The sequence below is a fragment of the Streptomyces sp. TLI_185 genome, assembly GCF_003814765.1.
Classification (GTDB): Bacteria; Actinomycetota; Actinomycetes; order Streptomycetales; family Streptomycetaceae; genus Streptomyces.
In genome coordinates, this window is sequence record NZ_RKRB01000001.1 from 5614759 (window position 1) to 5630484 (window position 15726).

Below are 15726 nucleotides of genomic sequence, written 5' to 3' on the forward strand. Positions count from 1 at the left end.
CCCGGTCACGTGGTCAAGTCCCGCCGCCGCAACCCTGCCAGTCCCCCGGCTACCAGCACCACCGCCAGCCCCAGCAGGACCAGCACCGATCGCCACTCCATCCCCCCACCCGGCAGCTTCGGCAGATGCCCGAACGGTGACAGATCCAGAAGCGCCTGCGGAGCATCCAGAGCCGGGCCCACCCAGCCGATCAGCAGCACCGCCCCGGCGACACCCCACGCCGCCATCGCCGCCCGCGGCACCACCCCGTACAGCAGCACCGCCAGCCCGCCGATCACCCAGATCGCCGGGAGCTGGACCAGGCACGCCCCCAGGATCGGCCCGGCCTCCTTGCCGTAGCCGACGATGAAGCCCAGCCCGGCGAGCAGCATGATCAGCACCGCCCCGCCGAACGCGACCGTCAAGTGGCCGCAGGCCCACCGCAGCCGCCCCACCGCGTTCGCCAGGACCGGTTCCGCGCGGCCGGACGTCTCCTCGCCGTTCAGCCGCAGCACCGAACCGACCACGTAGAGGGCCGCGATCAGGCCCATCATGCCGACCATCGAGGCCAGGAAGGCGTCTGTCAGAGCGCTCTGTCCGCCCATCCGCTCGAAGATCTTCCGGGCGTTCTCGTTGTCGCCGACCAGGTCCGTCACGCCGTCCGTCAGGCCGCCGTAGACGACGCCCACGACGAAGAAGGCGATCGACCAGCCGAAGACGCTGCCCCGTTGCAGCCGCCAGGCCAGCGCACCCGCCGTGCCCAGGCGGCCGGACGCCGGTCCGGGCCGCGTCGGCAGGAAACTCATGCCGACATCCCTGCGTCCCGCCAACTCGTAGGCCACCCCGGCCTGGAGCGCCACCGCCGCCGCGAACAGCAGCAGCACCCACCAGCGTTCGTCGGCGTACGGGCGCAGGTTCTCCAGCCAGCCGAGTGGGGAGAGCCAGGTCAGGGCCGAGGAGCCGTCGTCCGTCGCCGCGTCGCCTGCCGCGCGCAGAACGAAGGCGGCACCCAGGACGCCCGCGGTCAGCCCGCGGGCCAGCCGCGCGCTCTCCGTCAGCTGGGCGACGATCGCCGCCATCGTCGCGAAGACCATGCCGACGGCCGCGAGTCCGAGGCCGAAGGCCACGGCACCGGACGCCCCCTGGCTCGCCAGTCCGGCCGCAACCAGCAGCGCCAGTACGGCATTCGCGACTCCCGCCGCCAGCAGAGCCGCCGTGAGGGAGGCCCGGCGGCCCACCATCCCGGACGCCACCAGTTCGTGCCGCCCGCTCTCCTCCTCGTCCCTGGTGTGCCGTACGACGATCATCAGGCTCATCGCGGCGGCCAGCGCACCCGCGTACACACCGACGCGCCAGGCCGTCAGCGCGCCGACGGAGGTGTCGAAGACGGGACCGATCAGTGCGCGGAAGGAGGCGTTGGCCGCCACCTGGTGGATCAGGTCGGCGCGTTCGGCCGGGGTGCCGTAGAGGTTCTTGAGGGTGTTCGGCATCGAGAGGACCATGAGTGCGTTCACGCCGAGCCAGACCGGGATCATCAGCCGGTCGCGGCGGAGTGCGAAGCGCAACAAGGTTGCTGTACCGGCGAGTTGGCGGCTCGACCTCGGTGCCGCGGCGAGCGTGGTCATCGGGCCGCCACCTCGTCCTCGTAGTGGCGCAGGAACAGCTCCTCCAGCGTGGGCGGGGTCGAGGTCAGCGACCGTACGCCCGACTCGCTCAGCGAGCGCAGCACGGCGTCCAGCTTGTCCGTGTCGACCTGCAGCCGCACCCGCCTCCCCTGTACGTCGAGGTCGTGGACGCCGGGCAGGTGCGCCAACCCGTTGGGCGGACCGGCGAGTTCGGCCGTCACGCTCGTCCGCGTCAGATGGCGCAGGTCGGCCAGCGAACCGCTCTCCACCGTCCGGCCCCTGCGGATGATGCTCACGCGGTCGCACAGCTCCTCGACCTCGCTGAGGATGTGGGACGAGAGCAGGATCGTCCGGCCCCGGTCCCGCTCCTCCTCCACGCAGCGCTGGAAGACCTCCTCCATCAGCGGGTCCAGGCCGGACGTCGGCTCGTCCAGGATCAGCAGGTCGACGTCGGATGCGAAGGCGGCCACCAGGGCGACCTTCTGGCGGTTGCCCTTCGAGTACGTACGGCCCTTCTTGGTGGGGTCCAGCTCGAAGCGTTCGATCAGCTCGGCCCGGCGCCCGGCATCGAGGCCGCCGCGCAGACGGCCGTACAGGTCGATGACCTCGCCGCCGGACAGGTTCCGCCACAGGGTCACGTCCCCGGGGACGTACGCGATCCGGCGGTGCACCTCCACCGCGTCCTGCCACGGGTCGCGGCCCAGCACCTGCGCGGCACCGGAGTCGGCGCGCAGCAGGCCGAGCAGGACGCGGATGGTGGTGGACTTGCCCGCGCCGTTCGGGCCGAGGAAGCCGTGCACCTCGCCGGTCTCGACGTCCAGGTCGAGGCCGGCCAGGGCGTGCGTGCGGCCGAACGACTTGTGGAGGCCCGAGATGCTGATTGCCTTCGTCATGCTTCAGAACGTACGCTTCTTTCAGAAATTTGTGAAGGTAAGGAAGCGTATAAAGCCTATGAAGCCCGGTTAGGCTGGTGACCATGGCGGAGTCGAAGGCGGTGGGGCGGGACCCGGAAGCGGTCTCGAAGTTCGTGGAGAGTTTCGCGGCGCAGCTCGTCGAGGCCGGGATGCAGCGCATGCCCGCCCGCGTCTTCGCCGCACTGCTCGCCTCTGACGAGGCCTCGATGACCTCGGCCGAGCTGGGGGAGCAACTGCAGATCAGCCCGGCGGCGGTCTCCGGCGCGGTGCGCTATCTGACCATGACACACATGGTCTCGCGCGAGCGGGAGCCCGGTTCGCGCCGGGAGCGCTACCGGGTGCACGGCGACCAGTGGTACGAGGCCCTCACCAACCGCGAGGCCGTCATCAAGCGGTGGGAGGTCGCCCTGCGCGACGGCGTGAACAGCCTGGGGGCCGAGACGCCCGCCGGACGCCGCATGGCCGAGACGCTCGCCTTCTTCGAGTTCGTCGAGGGCGAGGTCTCGGCCATGATGGAGCGGTGGCGGGTGCACCGCCAACGGACCTTCGGGGACCGGTAGTTACCGCTCCTTGGTCTCCTCCAGCACCGTCCGCCCCAGCAGCGCGTACCGCTCGGGCGACCGGCGCTTGAGGTACTGCGCGTACCCGATGCCCGTCGCCGCGACCAGGGCCACCAGCCACGGCGTCGCCTTCAGCAGCAGCGAGCCGGACTCCGAGCCGGCCGCGACGCTCATGTTGGACACCAGGAGCAGCACCACGGCGAGCATCGCGATGCCGCCGACGAGCGGGGCGGTGAACGTCTTGAACCAGTGCCGGCTCTCGGGGTGGTTCTTGCGGAAGTAGACGAGGACCGCGAAGGAGCACACCGCCTGCACGATCAGGATCGCCATCGTGCCGAGGATGGCGAGCAGGACGTAGAGGGCGTTCGCCGGGTCCTTGCTCGTGGCCCAGAACGCGAGGATCAGTACGGCGCTGACCACCGTCTGCACCAGGCCCGCGATGTGCGGGGAGCCGTGCCGGGGGTGGGTGCGGCCGATGGTGTTCTTCAGGGAGGGGAGGACGCCCTCGCGGCCCAGCGCGTACATGTAGCGGGCGGCGCAGTTGTGGAAGGCCATGCCGCAGGCGAGCGAGCCGGTGATCATCAGCCACTGCATGAGGTCGACCGCCCAGTGGCCGACGTAGTGCTCGGTGGGGTTGAAGAACAGGGCAAGGGGGTTCGCCGACGAGGCGACCTTGACGGCCTCGGTCTCGCCGTTGCCGATGATGGCCATCCAGGAGACGAAGACGTAGAAGACGCCGACGCCGAGGACCGAGATCATCGTGGCCTTGGGGATGATCTTCTTCGGGTCGCGGGACTCCTCGCCGTACATCGCCGTCGACTCGAAGCCGACCCAGGACCAGAAGGCGAAGAAGAGGCCGAGGCCGGCGGACGTGCCCTTGAAGGCGTTGACGGGGTTGACCGGGCCGAAGGTGAAGCCGTGCGGGCCGCCGCCGTGCAGGGCGACCGAGATCGCCATCGCCGCGAGGACCGTCACCTCGGTGCCGAGCAGGACCACCAGGAGCTTCTCGGCGACCGAGACGCCGAACCAGGTGCCCGTCGCGTTGACGGCGAGCATCAGCAGTGCGAAGGCCCACCACGGGATGTCGAGTCCCGTCTGGTCCTTGAGGGTTCCGGTGGCGAAGGTCGAGAAGATGCCGATCAGCGCGGGCTCGAACACGGCGTACGCGAAGGTCGCGAGGAGGCCCGACGCCAGGCCCGCGGTGCGTCCGAGGCCGTAGGAGATGAAGCCGTAGAAGGCGCCCGTCGACGTGATGTGCTTCGCCATCGAGGTGAAGCCGATGGAAAAGATTGCCAGGACGACCATTGCGACGAGATAGCTCGCCGGGGCGCCGATGCCATTGCCGGACGACACCATGAAGGGCACGTTGCCCGTCATCGCCGTGATCGGGGCGGCGGTCGCGACGGCCATGAAGACCACGCCGAGCAGGCCGACCGCGTTGGGCTTCAGCCGGTGAACCGTGCCGTCGCCGTCCGTCTTCGCCGCCGGGGCGACGCCCTCGTCCACTGCCATCGGGGTGGCCCCTCTCCTGGTGATCCGTGGTGATCCGTTGGTGCACTGGACCGGAACTCTGTAGCCCGAATGAGTCGGTCAAGGGTGTCCGGGCGTTAAATGTTTGTCAACCAGACCTTTAGAAATCTGGCGGCAACACGCCCCTCGTACGGTCGCCGTCATGAGCACATACACGGCCACTCTCGGCGGCGAGCGCCACCGCTTCGACTCCCTCGCGCGCCTGCTCGCCGCCGCGAGTCCCGAGCGCTCCGGTGACCGTCTCGCCGGACTCGCCGCCGGCAGTGCCAGGGAACGGGTGGCCGCGCGCTGGGCCCTCGCAGAGGTGCCGCTGGCGACCTTCCTGACCGAGCCGGTGATCCCTTACGAGACCGACGACGTGACCCGGCTGATCCTCGACACGCATGACGCCGCTGCCTTCGCGCCGGTGGCCGGGCTGACGGTCGGAGAGCTGCGGGAGTGGCTGCTGGCGGCGGACGGTCAGGCCCTGACGGCGCTGGCCCCCGGGCTGACGCCGGAGATGGTCGCCGCGGTGTCCAAGCTGATGGGGAACGCGGATCTGGTGGCCGTGGCCCGGAAGGTGCGGGTGGTCACCGCCTTCCGCTCGACGATCGGGCTGCCGGGGCGGCTCGCGACGCGGCTGCAGCCGAACCATCCGACCGACGACCCCGCGGGAGTGGCGGCGGCGCTGCTCGACGGACTGCTGCTGGGTTCCGGCGACGCGGTGATCGGCATCAACCCGGCGACGGACAGCCCGAAGGCGGTACGGGAGCTGCTGGAGCTGCTGGACGGAGTGATCGGCCGGTACGCGATCCCCACCCAGTCCTGCGTCCTGTGCCATGTCACGACGAGCGTGGACCTGATGGAACGGGGCGCACCGGTGGACCTGGTCTTCCAGTCCATCGCGGGCACGCAGGCGGCGAACGCGTCCTTCGGCATGACGCTGGGCCTGCTCGACGAGGCGTACGAGGCGGCGCTCGCGCTGGACCGGGGGACGGTCGGCCGCAACGTCATGTACTTCGAGACCGGCCAGGGCAGCGCCCTGTCGGCGGACGCGCACCACGGGGTGGACCAGCAGACGGTGGAGGCGCGGGCGTACGCGGTGGCGCGCCGCTACGACCCGCTGCTGGTGAACACGGTGGTGGGCTTCATCGGCCCGGAGTACCTGTACGACGGCCGCCAGATCCTCCGGGCGGCCCTGGAGGACCACTTCTGCGGCAAGCTGCTCGGCCTGCCGATGGGCCTGGACATCTGCTACACGAACCACGCGGACGCCGATGACGACGACGTCGCGACCATGCTGACGATGCTCGGCGTCGCGGGCGCGTCCTTCGTGATCTGCACGCCGGGCGGCGACGACATCATGCTGAATTACCAGTCGGCCTCGTACCACGACGCGCTGTACCTCCGCGAGGTCCTCGGCCTGCGCCCGGCACCGGAGTTCGAGGCCTGGCTGGAGTCGAGCGGGCTGCTGGACGAGCGGGGCGGGATCCGCGAGGTGACGTCCCATCCGCTGACGGCGATCGGAAGGGAACTGGTGGCATGACGGCCGATCAAGTAGCAGTACCTGCCGGCGACCTGCCCCTGTGGGCGGCGATGCGCAGGCATACCCAGGCCCGTATCGGGCTGGGCCGCGCGGGCTCGGCGCTGCCGACCCGCCACCGCCTTGAACTCCAGACCGCGCACGCGGCGGCGCGGGACGCGGTGCACTCGCCGTTCGCGCCGGAGGTGGTCGCGGCGGGGCTGGGCGGGATGCCGACGGTACGGGTGCGCAGTGCGGCGCGTGACCGGCTGACGTATCTGCAACGGCCCGACCTGGGGCGGCGGTTGGATGCGACGGACCGCGCGCATCTCCCCGGCGGCGAGTGGGATGTCGTGTTCGTCGTTGCGGACGGGCTGTCCAGCCGGGCGGTGCACGAGCACGCGGCGGCGGTGGTGCGGGAGACGGTGGCGCGGCTGCCGGGGTGGAGCGTGGCACCGGTGGTGCTGGCGGAACAGGCGCGGGTGGCTCTCGGTGACGACATCGCGTCCGCGATGGGTGTGGCGATGGTGGTCGTCCTGGTCGGGGAACGGCCGGGGATGTCGGCGGCGGACTCGTTGGGGGCGTATCTGACGTACCGGCCGGTGCCGGGCGTGACCACGGACGCGGACAGGAACTGCCTGAGCAACATCAGGCCGCCGCTGGGACTGACGTACGAGGTGGCGGCGGGGAAGCTGGCGGGGTTGATGGGGAGGGGGCGGGAGCTGGGGCGGACGGGGGTGGAGCTCAAGGACGAAAACGATCAGCTTGATGTGATCGGTCGGCTACTCTGAGTGGTGGCTGGTGCCGGGCGGCGTAACCGGGCCCCTCCTCGGGCCGCCCCTGGTTTTCCGGTTCACGCCCCGGGCAGCACCAGCCCCAGCGCCCCCTCCCGTACCGTCCACGTCCGCCTCCGTACCGGCCCCCACACGCCCGCATCGGCCCGGTACCGGAAGTCCGCACCGGAGACGCTCACGGTCCGGCCCTGGGCCCGTACCGGGGAGGCCTCCGCGCCCACCGACAGCGGCCGTACCTCGACCTCGGCCAGCCCGGAGTCACCCGCCGTCACCGACACCGCCTCCACCGGCTGGTCCAGGTCCAGCAGGGTCACGCCGTCGACCTCCACGCGCAGCCGGGCGGGCCGGGGTGCCGGGACCGTGGTCTCGCGGGCGGGGACCAGGGTGCGTACGAGGGACTGGGCGGTGCGCAGCCAGGGGCGGCCCGCCTCCAGTGACGGCGACCGCTCGTGCCCCTGGGCAGATACCGGCGGGATGCGGAGCGCGCCCAGCACCACCCCGTCGCTGTCGTCCACCAGCAGGTCCAGGCGCCGCTCGGCCCCGTCGAGGACCGCCCGCGCCGCCGCCACCGCCCCGGTGGGCACCCCCAGGGAACGTGCCACGGACAGCAGACTGCCCACCGGCACCACCGACAGTGCACATCCGGCCAGCTCCCGCTGCCGGTGCAAAAGGGACACCGCGCGGACCAGGGCGCGGTCGTCGCCCACGACCACCGGCCGTCTCGACCCCCGCCGGGCCAGTGCCCGGGCGAACTCCTCCGGGCTGTCCGGCAGACACACCTTTGTGTGCGCACCCGCGCTGAGCACGTCTTTTGCGATGCGTACCGACTCCCCGTCCGTCCGCCGGGCGACCGGATCGATGACCACCAACAGCTGATCGGAAGTCGCGGAAGTCACCACCTCGGTCCTGCCTCGCTTCCTCGGGTAGCATCTTTGTGCAAGAGCCCCTTGCGCTATTGCGCCAGGGGCTTCGTCTATTCCGGGGCATCCGGTCCGACGGTTTGCGGCCAACGACGGCCGCGGTGCACGCGGCGGTGAACCTTACGCGTACGCCCCTGACCTTGGACATGCCCCGCCCGGAAGGGGTGTACGCGCGTGCCCGCACTTGTGCTGCTCGGTGCTCAGTGGGGTGACGAAGGCAAGGGAAAGGCGACGGACCTGCTAGGCGGATCCGTCGACTATGTGGTGCGCTACCAGGGCGGCAACAACGCCGGCCACACGGTAGTCGTGGGCGATCAGAAGTACGCCCTCCACCTGCTCCCTTCCGGAATCCTGTCCCCGGGGTGCACCCCGGTCATCGGCAACGGTGTCGTCGTCGACCCGTCGGTCCTGTTCTCCGAGCTGAACGGGCTGAACGAGCGCGGCGTCGACACGTCCAAGCTCCTGATCAGCGGTAACGCTCACATCATCACGCCGTACAACGTGACGGTGGACAAGGTGACCGAGCGCTTCCTCGGGAAGCGGAAGATCGGGACCACCGGGCGCGGCATCGGCCCGACCTACGCGGACAAGATCAACCGCGTCGGTATTCGTGTACAGGATCTCTACGACGAGTCCATCCTCACCCAGAAGGTGGAGGCGGCTCTCGACGTCAAGAACCAGATCCTCACCAAGCTCTACAACCGCCGAGCGATCGCCATCGACCAGGTGGTCGAGGAGCTGCTGGGCTACGCCGACAAGCTCGCGCCGTACGTCGCCGACACGGTCCTCGTCCTCAACCAGGCGCTGGAGCAGGACAAGGTGGTCCTGTTCGAGGGCGGCCAGGGCACGCTGCTCGACATCGACCACGGCACGTATCCCTTCGTGACCTCCAGCAACCCCACCGCGGGCGGCGCCTGCACCGGCGCCGGTGTCGGCCCCACGAAGATCAGCCGGGTCATCGGCATCCTGAAGGCGTACACGACCCGCGTCGGTTCGGGTCCCTTCCCGACCGAGCTGTTCGACGAGGACGGCGAGGCGCTGCGCCGCATCGGCGGCGAGCGGGGCGTGACGACCGGCCGTGACCGGCGTTGCGGCTGGTTCGACGCCGTCATCGCCCGCTACGCGACCCGGGTGAACGGCCTGACCGACTTCTTCCTCACCAAGCTCGACGTCCTGACGGGCTGGGAGGAGATCCCGGTCTGCGTGGCGTACGAGATCGACGGCAGGCGCGTCGAGGAGCTCCCGTACTCGCAGTCGGACTTCCACCACGCGAAGCCGGTCTACGAGACCCTGCCCGGCTGGTCCGAGGACATCACCAAGGCGAAGTCCTTCTCCGACCTGCCGAAGAACGCGCAGAACTACGTCAAGGCGCTCGAGGAGATGTCGGGCGCGCCGATCTCCGCGATCGGCGTCGGCCCCGGCCGGGACGAGACGATCGAGATCAACTCGTTCATCTAGCGTTTCCCGCAGGGTTGCTCGACCGACTGTTCAACGCCCCCGGTGCGGCTTCGGCCGGCCGGGGGCGTTGTCATGTCATGCCCATCCTTGACCTGGACATGGTCTTTTCCTGGTTTCCGCCGGGGCAAAGGGCGACCACGATCTACGCGTGTAGTCACCGTGTAGTCCCCGCACGACTCCTCCGTAGCCCGAGTCACCCCAGCCCAGGAGACCCCATATGCCCGTCAATCCGCTGAACCGCCGGGAGTTCGTGAAGAAGTCGGCCGTCACCGGTGCGGCAGTGGCCGCCGCGGGAGCGGTCGGCACCGGCACCGCCGAAGCCGCCGACCGGAAGCCGGGGAAGCACCCCAAGACCTGGTCGTTCTCCATCCTGGGCACCACCGACCTGCACAGCCACGTCTTCGACTGGGACTACTACAAGGACGCCGCCTACAGCGACAAGGCCGGCAACTCCGTCGGTGTCGCCCGTGTCGCCACCCTCATCAAGCAGCAGCGCGCGGCCAAGGGCGAGGAGCACGTCCTGCTCGTCGACGCCGGCGACATCATCCAGGGGACCTCCCTCGCGTACTACTTCGCCCGGGTCGACCCGATCACCGGCAAGGACGGCAAGAAGGGGCCCAAGCACCCCATGGCCGTCGCCATGAACCACATGCGCTACGACGCCGCCGCCCTCGGCAACCACGAGTTCAACTACGGCATCGAGACGCTGCGCAAGTTCGAGAAGCAGTGCCACTTCCCGCTGCTCGGCGCGAACGCCCTCGACGCGAAGACCCTGCGGCCGGCCTTCCACCCGTACACCGTGAAGCGCATCTGCGTGCCCGGCGCCCCCGACATCAAGGTCGGCATCCTCGGCCTGACCAACCCCGGTATCGCGCTGTGGGACAAGGACAACGTCAGCGGAAAGATGGTCTTCCCGGGCCTGGTCGAGCAGGCGAAGAAGTACGTGCCGCGGCTGCGTGCGCTGGGGTGTGACGTCGTCTTCCTGACGGACCACTCCGGCCTCGACGGGTCGACCTCCTGGGGCGACGCGCTCCCGTACGTCGAGAACGCCTCCAACCTGGTGGCCGAGCAGGTCCCCGGCATCGACGCGATCCTGGTCGGCCACACGCACAAGGAGGTCTCCTCCTACACCGTCAAGAACGAGGAGACCGGCGAGGACGTCCTCCTCTCCGAGCCGTACTGCTGGGGCTACCGCCTCACCGTCTTCGACTTCGAGCTCGAACTGCACCACGGTCAGTGGAAGGTGACGAAGAAGGCGGCCCAGACCCTCGACCCGAAGGGCGTCGAGGAGGACCCGGAGATCACCCGGCTGCTGAAGGCCGACCACGACCTCGTCGTCAAGTACGTCAACACGGCCGTGGGCACCTGCACTCAGGACCTCCCGGCGGCGGAGTCCTGCTGGAAGGACGTCCCGATCATGGACTTCATCCACCAGGTCCAGATGCAGTCGGTGAAGGCGGGGCTGTCGACGAGCGACGCCGCGCTGCCCCTGATCTCGGTCGCCGCGCCGTTCAGCCGCACCGCCGACATCCCGGCCGGGAGCGTGACCATCAAGGACATCGCCGGGCTCTACATCTACGACAACACGCTCTACGGCAAGAAGCTCACGGGCGCCCAGCTCAAGGACTACCTGGAGTTCGCGGCGAAGTACTACCACCAGGTCCCGTCGGGCACGAAGGTCGACACCGCGACGCTGACCAACGCCAACAACTTCTGGGACTACATGTACGACACGGCCGCCGGCGTCTCGTACGACATCGACATCGCGCAGGCGGAGGGTTCGCGGATCAAGAACCTCACGTACAACGGCAAGGCGGTCGCCGACGACCAGGTCTTCGTCGTCGCGGTCAACAACTACCGCGCGAACGGCGGCTCCGGCTACCCGCACATCGCCACCGCCGACACCGCGTACAGCTCGACCAACGAGATCCGCCAGCTGATGATCGACTACGTGACGGCCAAGGGTGCGTTGGACCCGAAGGACTTCGCGGTCACCAACTGGAAGCTGACACAGGACGGGACGGCGGTGTTCTCGTAGCCCTGCCCACTTCTCCGCCGTGGAGATGGAGGGATTCCGGTCTCTCGCGGCGGGGGAGAAGGTGACCCTCGAATGGGAAGCCGCTGAGCAGGACGGCTTCCAGTACCGGGCTGTCCGGGTTGTCGTCGGCGACTGAAGCAGTGTTGAGCCCGTGGAGGAGGGGCGCCCGTTCGGCGGGCGCCCCTCAACCACGTCAGCCCGAAAACGCCCCCGCGTGCGCCCCCGCCCACTTAGCGAACGTCCGCGCCGGGCGGCCCAGGACCTTCTCCACCGTCGGGAGGACCTCCGCGCCACGGTCGCTCTCCAGCGTCCGCTGCATGATCGCGTCGACGACCTCGGGCGGGAATCCGTACTCGGTCATTCCCGCGCGGGCCGCCTCGTCCGGGACCGGGCGGACGTGCAGGTCGCGGCCCAGGGTCTCGCCCAGGATGGCCAGTTCCTGCCTCGGGGTCAGGGACTGCGGGCCGCTCAACTCGTAGGCCTTACCGGCGTGTTCGTCGGTCGAGGCCGGGGTGAGAGCCAGTGCTGCCACCTCCGCCAGGTCCGCCGGGTCGATGCTCGCCGCCGGGCGGTCCGCGAAGGGGACGGCCACTTCGTCGCCCGCGCGCAACTGCCCCGCCCACTGCAGGGCGTTCGACATGAAGCGGCCGGGGCGCAGCAGGGTCCACGCCCAGGCGCGGGACGGGTCCGTCACGGCGGCCTCCGCCTCGGCGTGCCAGCGGGCGATCACGTCCGAGCCCGCGCCCGCGTCCAGGACGGACAGCTTCACGAGGCGTCGCACCCCCGCCCTTGCCGCCGCCTCGGCGAGCGCGAGGTCGTGGGTCGGGCCGGGGGCCGTGCCGACGCCCTGCGCCGACATCAGGAAGGCGCCCTCCGCGCCCGCGAACGCGGCGTCCAGGCTCGCCGGGTCGTCCGCGTCGCCGTACACCGCCTCGGCGTCGGCCGGGAGCTCTGCCTCGGCCGGGCGGCGGGTCATCGCCCGTACCGGGTGGCCGGCGGCCGTCAGCCGTCGTACCAGCTCGCCGCCCACGTGCCCGGTCGCCCCGGTCACCAGGATCATCACCGTCTCCTCTCGTCGTGACCCCAGCCTGCGCGCACCGGCCGCCCGCCGCGTCGCACGCGGGGAGGCAGCTGTTCTGCTTCCTGGGGAGCAGGGAGCACCCACGAGGCATGACAGGGCATGGTGTACAAGTCGGGCATACGGTGGAGGTGTACACGTGTCTGCGCCGACCAGAAGAAGGTGAGAGTCATGCGTGTACTGCTCAGGGCGCACTTCGACACGGAGAGGTCGAACGAGGCCATCCGGAACGGCACCCTCGGGAAGCTGATCCAGTCGTCGGTGGAGCAGATCAAGCCCGAAGCGGCCTACTTCACCGCCGACGAGGGCGAACGCACCGCCTTCCTGGTCTTCGACCTGCAGGACGTCTCCCAGATGCCGGTCATCAGCGAGCCGTTCTTCCTCAACCTGGGGGCCAGGGTCGATTACACCCCGTTGATGAACCTCGAAGACGTCGAGAAGGGCATCTCCCAGGTGCACTGATCACGTGTGATCAGGCCGACCAGCCCCGCGCGACCTCGGCGAGCGCCGTGACCAGACGGGAGCGGGCCGCCGGGGTGGAGCGGAGGCTGTAGCTGTTCTCCACGTGCAGGAAGTCGACGCCCAGGTCGGCGGCCGTACCGGCCTGGACGTTCGTCCTGCCCTCCAGCCCGCCGCAGTCGCCGGACCAGGCCCGGCAGACCGTGAAGCCCTGCGCCTCGATCCGGTCGGCCGCCGCGCGGGCCGTGGGTGTGCGGTCGGCGGGACCCGTCGAGAGCACCACGTCGTGGCCCGGGGAGCTGGCATCGGCGAATCCGTGCACCTGGAGGGCCGGGACACGCCGGGTGACCAGCGCTTCGCACACCGCGTTGAAGACCGTACGGCTGCGATGGGCCATGTCGGCCGTGCGGCCCGGGGCGGCGTCGCGGGGTGCACCGGCGAGGACGAGCACGCCGCCGGGCACCCGGGCGAACAGGTCGGCGCCGATCAGCTCGGTGTGCAGGTCGGAGCGCGGATGCGGGATCTGAACGCTCCAGCGGACCGGGGTGCTGAGGTCCACGTAGACCCTGCCCCAGCCGCGGCCTGTCCCCACCCCGTGCTCGGCCGGCTCGGCGATCTCGGCCACCTCGCGGCCGGAGTCCGCCAGTTGATGCCTCATCAGGCGGTAGTCGATCTGCCGGAGCAGGTGCTGCGCGGCGAGGGAGCGACTGCCTCGAAGGGTGCCCGTCACGGACTCGGCCACGGCCGTGCGTTCGCTGCTGGTGGGGGTGCGGTAGCCGCCGTTGCGGGGGAAGTGGTCGACGTACTCACGGAGTTCGTCGGTGAGGCGGAGCCTCGGGCCGGGGGCGGGGGAGTCCGGGGTGAGAAGGGCGTACGTCGTCGGCACGGCGGCCGCCGTGCCCACCGCGGCGAGGGCGATCAGGAGGGCGCGGCGGCGTGGCTGGAACTCGCTCGCGAATTGCATGATGCGCCGAGCCTAGACCCTGGTTGGCTGTGAATGGCGTGGGGTCGATCACAGTGGCAACCGGGCATTGATTTGCTCGCGTTGATGAACCTGTCCGCTCTTTCCTTCGTCTTGCAGGGCGCTTACCCGGGCCTTTCGGTCCGGGAAATTCACCTGCCCTTCTGGTCCCCCGCTCAGGAGTGATTCCATGCAGGCAGTCAGGCGGGCCAGCCCGTCGTCGGCGCCTGCTGCGGCGAAGGCGTGTGGACCTGCCGTTGCTCGGCGGTCTCCGGCCTCCCGTAGCGGTTCTGCTGTTCTTGCTGGTTTCTGTTTCCCTACGTGCCTCGTTCGCAGTCGGGAAATCCGACGGCCAGGCGGTTTCAGGCGCGATCGTCGATTCACAGGGCGATTTCGCCGTCGATTCCGCCCGTTCTCCGGGCGCCTCCCCGGAGCAGAGTTCGGCGGATCTGCACGACGCCGTTTCGCTGCTGGAGCGGGGCGGGCGGAAGTCCCCGGACGCCGTGCCGGCCTCCCTTGCGTCCGGCTGCGGCAAGTGGCGTCGGCCACCCCACCAAGAGCGCCCGCGACGGCATCCGCGCCGACCGGGGCGGACGCGTCGTCGACCTCGGCGGCGAGGACCGCGACCCCGACGCGCTCACCGCCGACCTGCCTCACCCTCTCCGCTCAGCGCACACGCAGCACCGATTCCGGATACGTATACAACGAAGGCAACGACCTGTGATCCCCGCCGACCTCAGCCCCGGCATGGCCGCGATCGGCATCGGACTCGGCCTGTTCTTCTCGCTGATCTGCTACCTCACCTCGCACCTCTCGCCCGGCGGCATGATCACCCCCGGCTGGCTGGCGCTGACCCTGTTCTGGGACTTGCGGCTGTTCGTGATGGTGCTCGGGGTGAGCGCGGTGACGTACGGCTGCACACGGGTGCTGCAGCGTCTGGTGATCCTTTACGGCAAGCGGCTGTTCGCGGCCGCGGTGATGTGCGGTGTGCTGATCCAGGGGGCGCTGTGTCTCGCCCTCCAGCACCAGTTCCCGTACCTCTTCAGCCACCAGACGCTCGGCTACATCGTGCCCGGCCTGATCGCCTACCAGCTGGTGCGTCAGCCGCCGCGCGCCACGCTGCTGGCGACCACATCGGTCACGGTCTGCGCGTACATCGTGCTGGCCACGGGCGCCCTGCTGGTCGAGCTGCCCAGCGTCTGACGAGCCTCTGAGCGTCAGCTGAAGACGATCATCGACCCCTGGGCCAGGCTCCGTGTCGCCGCCGCGTGCAGGCCGAGCCACACATGGCGTTCGCGGGCGAAGGGACTGGGGTCGTACGGCGCGGGGACGGCGGGCTCCTCCAGCTCCGTGGGGGCGCGCGGTGGTTCCGGTGGCGTCGGAGGGTTGGCCGGATCTATCCCGATCGACGGGGCGACGTACTCCAGTTCACGCAGCAGGGCCTGGGCAGAGCCCAGCGGGCCGCCGCCGGCGAGGAGCTCGTCGTTCGACAGGGGCTGGGGGAAGTCCACGGGGACGTAGGCGCCCGCGTGGTCGTAGTGCCAGACGAGGTGCGACTGCTGGGCCGTCGCCTCGAACATCTCCAGCAACTGCTCGTAGTCGCCGCCCAGTTCGTCGACCGGCGTCACCGGCAGCCCGCACACCTGGAGCAGGTAGACACGGCGCAGGAAGTGCAGCGCGTCGTAGTCGAAGCCGGCCACCGGGGCGACCTCCCCGGACAGGCCGGGCATGTACTGGTACACCGGCACCGGAGGCAGCCCGGCGGCGGTCAGCACGTTGTTGTACTGCGCGAGTTCCTCGGCGAACGGATTGTCGGGGGTGTGGCACAACACGTCGACGAGCGGTACCAGCCACAGGTCACAGGCCAAAGAAGGCTCCTCACACGGCAAGTCGGTCAAGGCAGGGTAAT

Annotated in this window: 14 protein-coding genes; 7 read left to right on the forward strand and 7 right to left on the reverse strand. The window is 69.9% G+C overall.

The features are described 5' to 3' along the window. Nucleotides 1–5 precede the first annotated feature (5 nt). Together EDD92_RS25855 and EDD92_RS25860 are read right to left on the reverse strand one after the other, a co-directional pair. Nucleotides 6–1604, reverse strand: coding sequence for an ABC transporter permease (locus tag EDD92_RS25855; protein WP_123966488.1), 1599 nt, complete (start codon nucleotides 1602–1604; stop codon nucleotides 6–8). Continuing rightward, the gene (locus tag EDD92_RS25860) at nucleotides 1601–2497 is read right to left on the reverse strand and encodes an ABC transporter ATP-binding protein (protein ID WP_123966489.1); all 897 of its coding nucleotides are present in this window, start codon (nucleotides 2495–2497) and stop codon (nucleotides 1601–1603) included. Before EDD92_RS25860 ends, EDD92_RS25855 begins: the two co-directional genes overlap by 4 nt. Before the next feature lie 83 nt (nucleotides 2498–2580). Here EDD92_RS25860 and EDD92_RS25865 point away from each other — a divergent pair, with 83 nt between their 5' ends. Next, nucleotides 2581–3078: a GbsR/MarR family transcriptional regulator gene (locus tag EDD92_RS25865; protein ID WP_123966490.1), complete on the forward strand. Its 498-nt coding sequence runs from the start codon at nucleotides 2581–2583 to the stop codon at nucleotides 3076–3078. Here EDD92_RS25865 and EDD92_RS25870 read toward each other — a convergent pair whose 3' ends face one another. After that, on the reverse strand, nucleotides 3079–4590 hold the full coding sequence (locus tag EDD92_RS25870) for an APC family permease (RefSeq protein ID WP_123966491.1): 1512 nt from the start codon (nucleotides 4588–4590) through the stop codon (nucleotides 3079–3081). Between the two features lie 160 nt (nucleotides 4591–4750). Between EDD92_RS25870 and EDD92_RS25875 the strand changes: the two genes are divergently transcribed. Both EDD92_RS25875 and eutC read left to right on the forward strand, forming a co-directional pair. Beyond that, complete coding sequence (locus tag EDD92_RS25875) at nucleotides 4751–6133, forward strand: ethanolamine ammonia-lyase subunit EutB (protein ID WP_123966492.1); 1383 nt, start codon at nucleotides 4751–4753, stop codon at nucleotides 6131–6133. Continuing rightward, nucleotides 6130–6900, forward strand: a complete 771-nt coding sequence (gene eutC, locus EDD92_RS25880; RefSeq protein WP_123966493.1) for an ethanolamine ammonia-lyase subunit EutC — start codon at nucleotides 6130–6132, stop codon at nucleotides 6898–6900. Before EDD92_RS25875 ends, eutC begins: the two co-directional genes overlap by 4 nt. 62 nt (nucleotides 6901–6962) lie before the next feature. On the opposite strand, the gene EDD92_RS25885 is transcribed toward eutC, so the two are convergent. Continuing rightward, nucleotides 6963–7802, reverse strand: coding sequence for a diacylglycerol kinase family protein (locus tag EDD92_RS25885; protein ID WP_123966494.1), 840 nt, complete (start codon nucleotides 7800–7802; stop codon nucleotides 6963–6965). A gap of 195 nt (nucleotides 7803–7997) precedes the next feature. Between EDD92_RS25885 and EDD92_RS25890 the strand changes: the two genes are divergently transcribed. Both EDD92_RS25890 and EDD92_RS25895 read left to right on the forward strand, forming a co-directional pair. Beyond that, nucleotides 7998–9281, forward strand: a complete 1284-nt coding sequence (locus tag EDD92_RS25890) for an adenylosuccinate synthase (RefSeq protein ID WP_030942209.1) — start codon at nucleotides 7998–8000, stop codon at nucleotides 9279–9281. A gap of 217 nt (nucleotides 9282–9498) precedes the next feature. Continuing rightward, nucleotides 9499–11319, forward strand: coding sequence for a bifunctional UDP-sugar hydrolase/5'-nucleotidase (locus tag EDD92_RS25895; RefSeq protein WP_123966495.1), 1821 nt, complete (start codon nucleotides 9499–9501; stop codon nucleotides 11317–11319). Nucleotides 11320–11512: 193 nt separating this feature from the next. Here the strand turns inward: EDD92_RS25895 and EDD92_RS25905 are convergent, their stop codons facing one another. Then, a complete protein-coding gene (locus tag EDD92_RS25905; RefSeq protein WP_123966496.1) occupies nucleotides 11513–12379 on the reverse strand; it encodes an NAD(P)H-binding protein in 867 nt (288 codons plus the stop codon). Between the two features lie 189 nt (nucleotides 12380–12568). Between EDD92_RS25905 and EDD92_RS25910 the strand changes: the two genes are divergently transcribed. Next, nucleotides 12569–12859: a hypothetical protein gene (locus EDD92_RS25910; RefSeq protein WP_123966497.1), complete on the forward strand. Its 291-nt coding sequence runs from the start codon at nucleotides 12569–12571 to the stop codon at nucleotides 12857–12859. Nucleotides 12860–12869: 10 nt separating this feature from the next. On the opposite strand, the gene EDD92_RS25915 is transcribed toward EDD92_RS25910, so the two are convergent. Further along, entirely contained in the window at nucleotides 12870–13820 is a 951-nt protein-coding gene (locus EDD92_RS25915; protein WP_123966498.1) for a hypothetical protein, read from the reverse strand. Between the two features lie 717 nt (nucleotides 13821–14537). On the opposite strand from EDD92_RS25915, the gene EDD92_RS25920 reads away from it, so the two are divergent. Next, on the forward strand, nucleotides 14538–15020 hold the full coding sequence (locus EDD92_RS25920; protein WP_123970546.1) for a poly-gamma-glutamate biosynthesis protein PgsC/CapC: 483 nt from the start codon (nucleotides 14538–14540) through the stop codon (nucleotides 15018–15020). Between the two features lie 14 nt (nucleotides 15021–15034). On the opposite strand, the gene EDD92_RS25925 is transcribed toward EDD92_RS25920, so the two are convergent. Beyond that, complete coding sequence (locus EDD92_RS25925) at nucleotides 15035–15685, reverse strand: hypothetical protein (protein ID WP_123966499.1); 651 nt, start codon at nucleotides 15683–15685, stop codon at nucleotides 15035–15037. Between the last annotated feature and the right edge of the window lie 41 nt (nucleotides 15686–15726).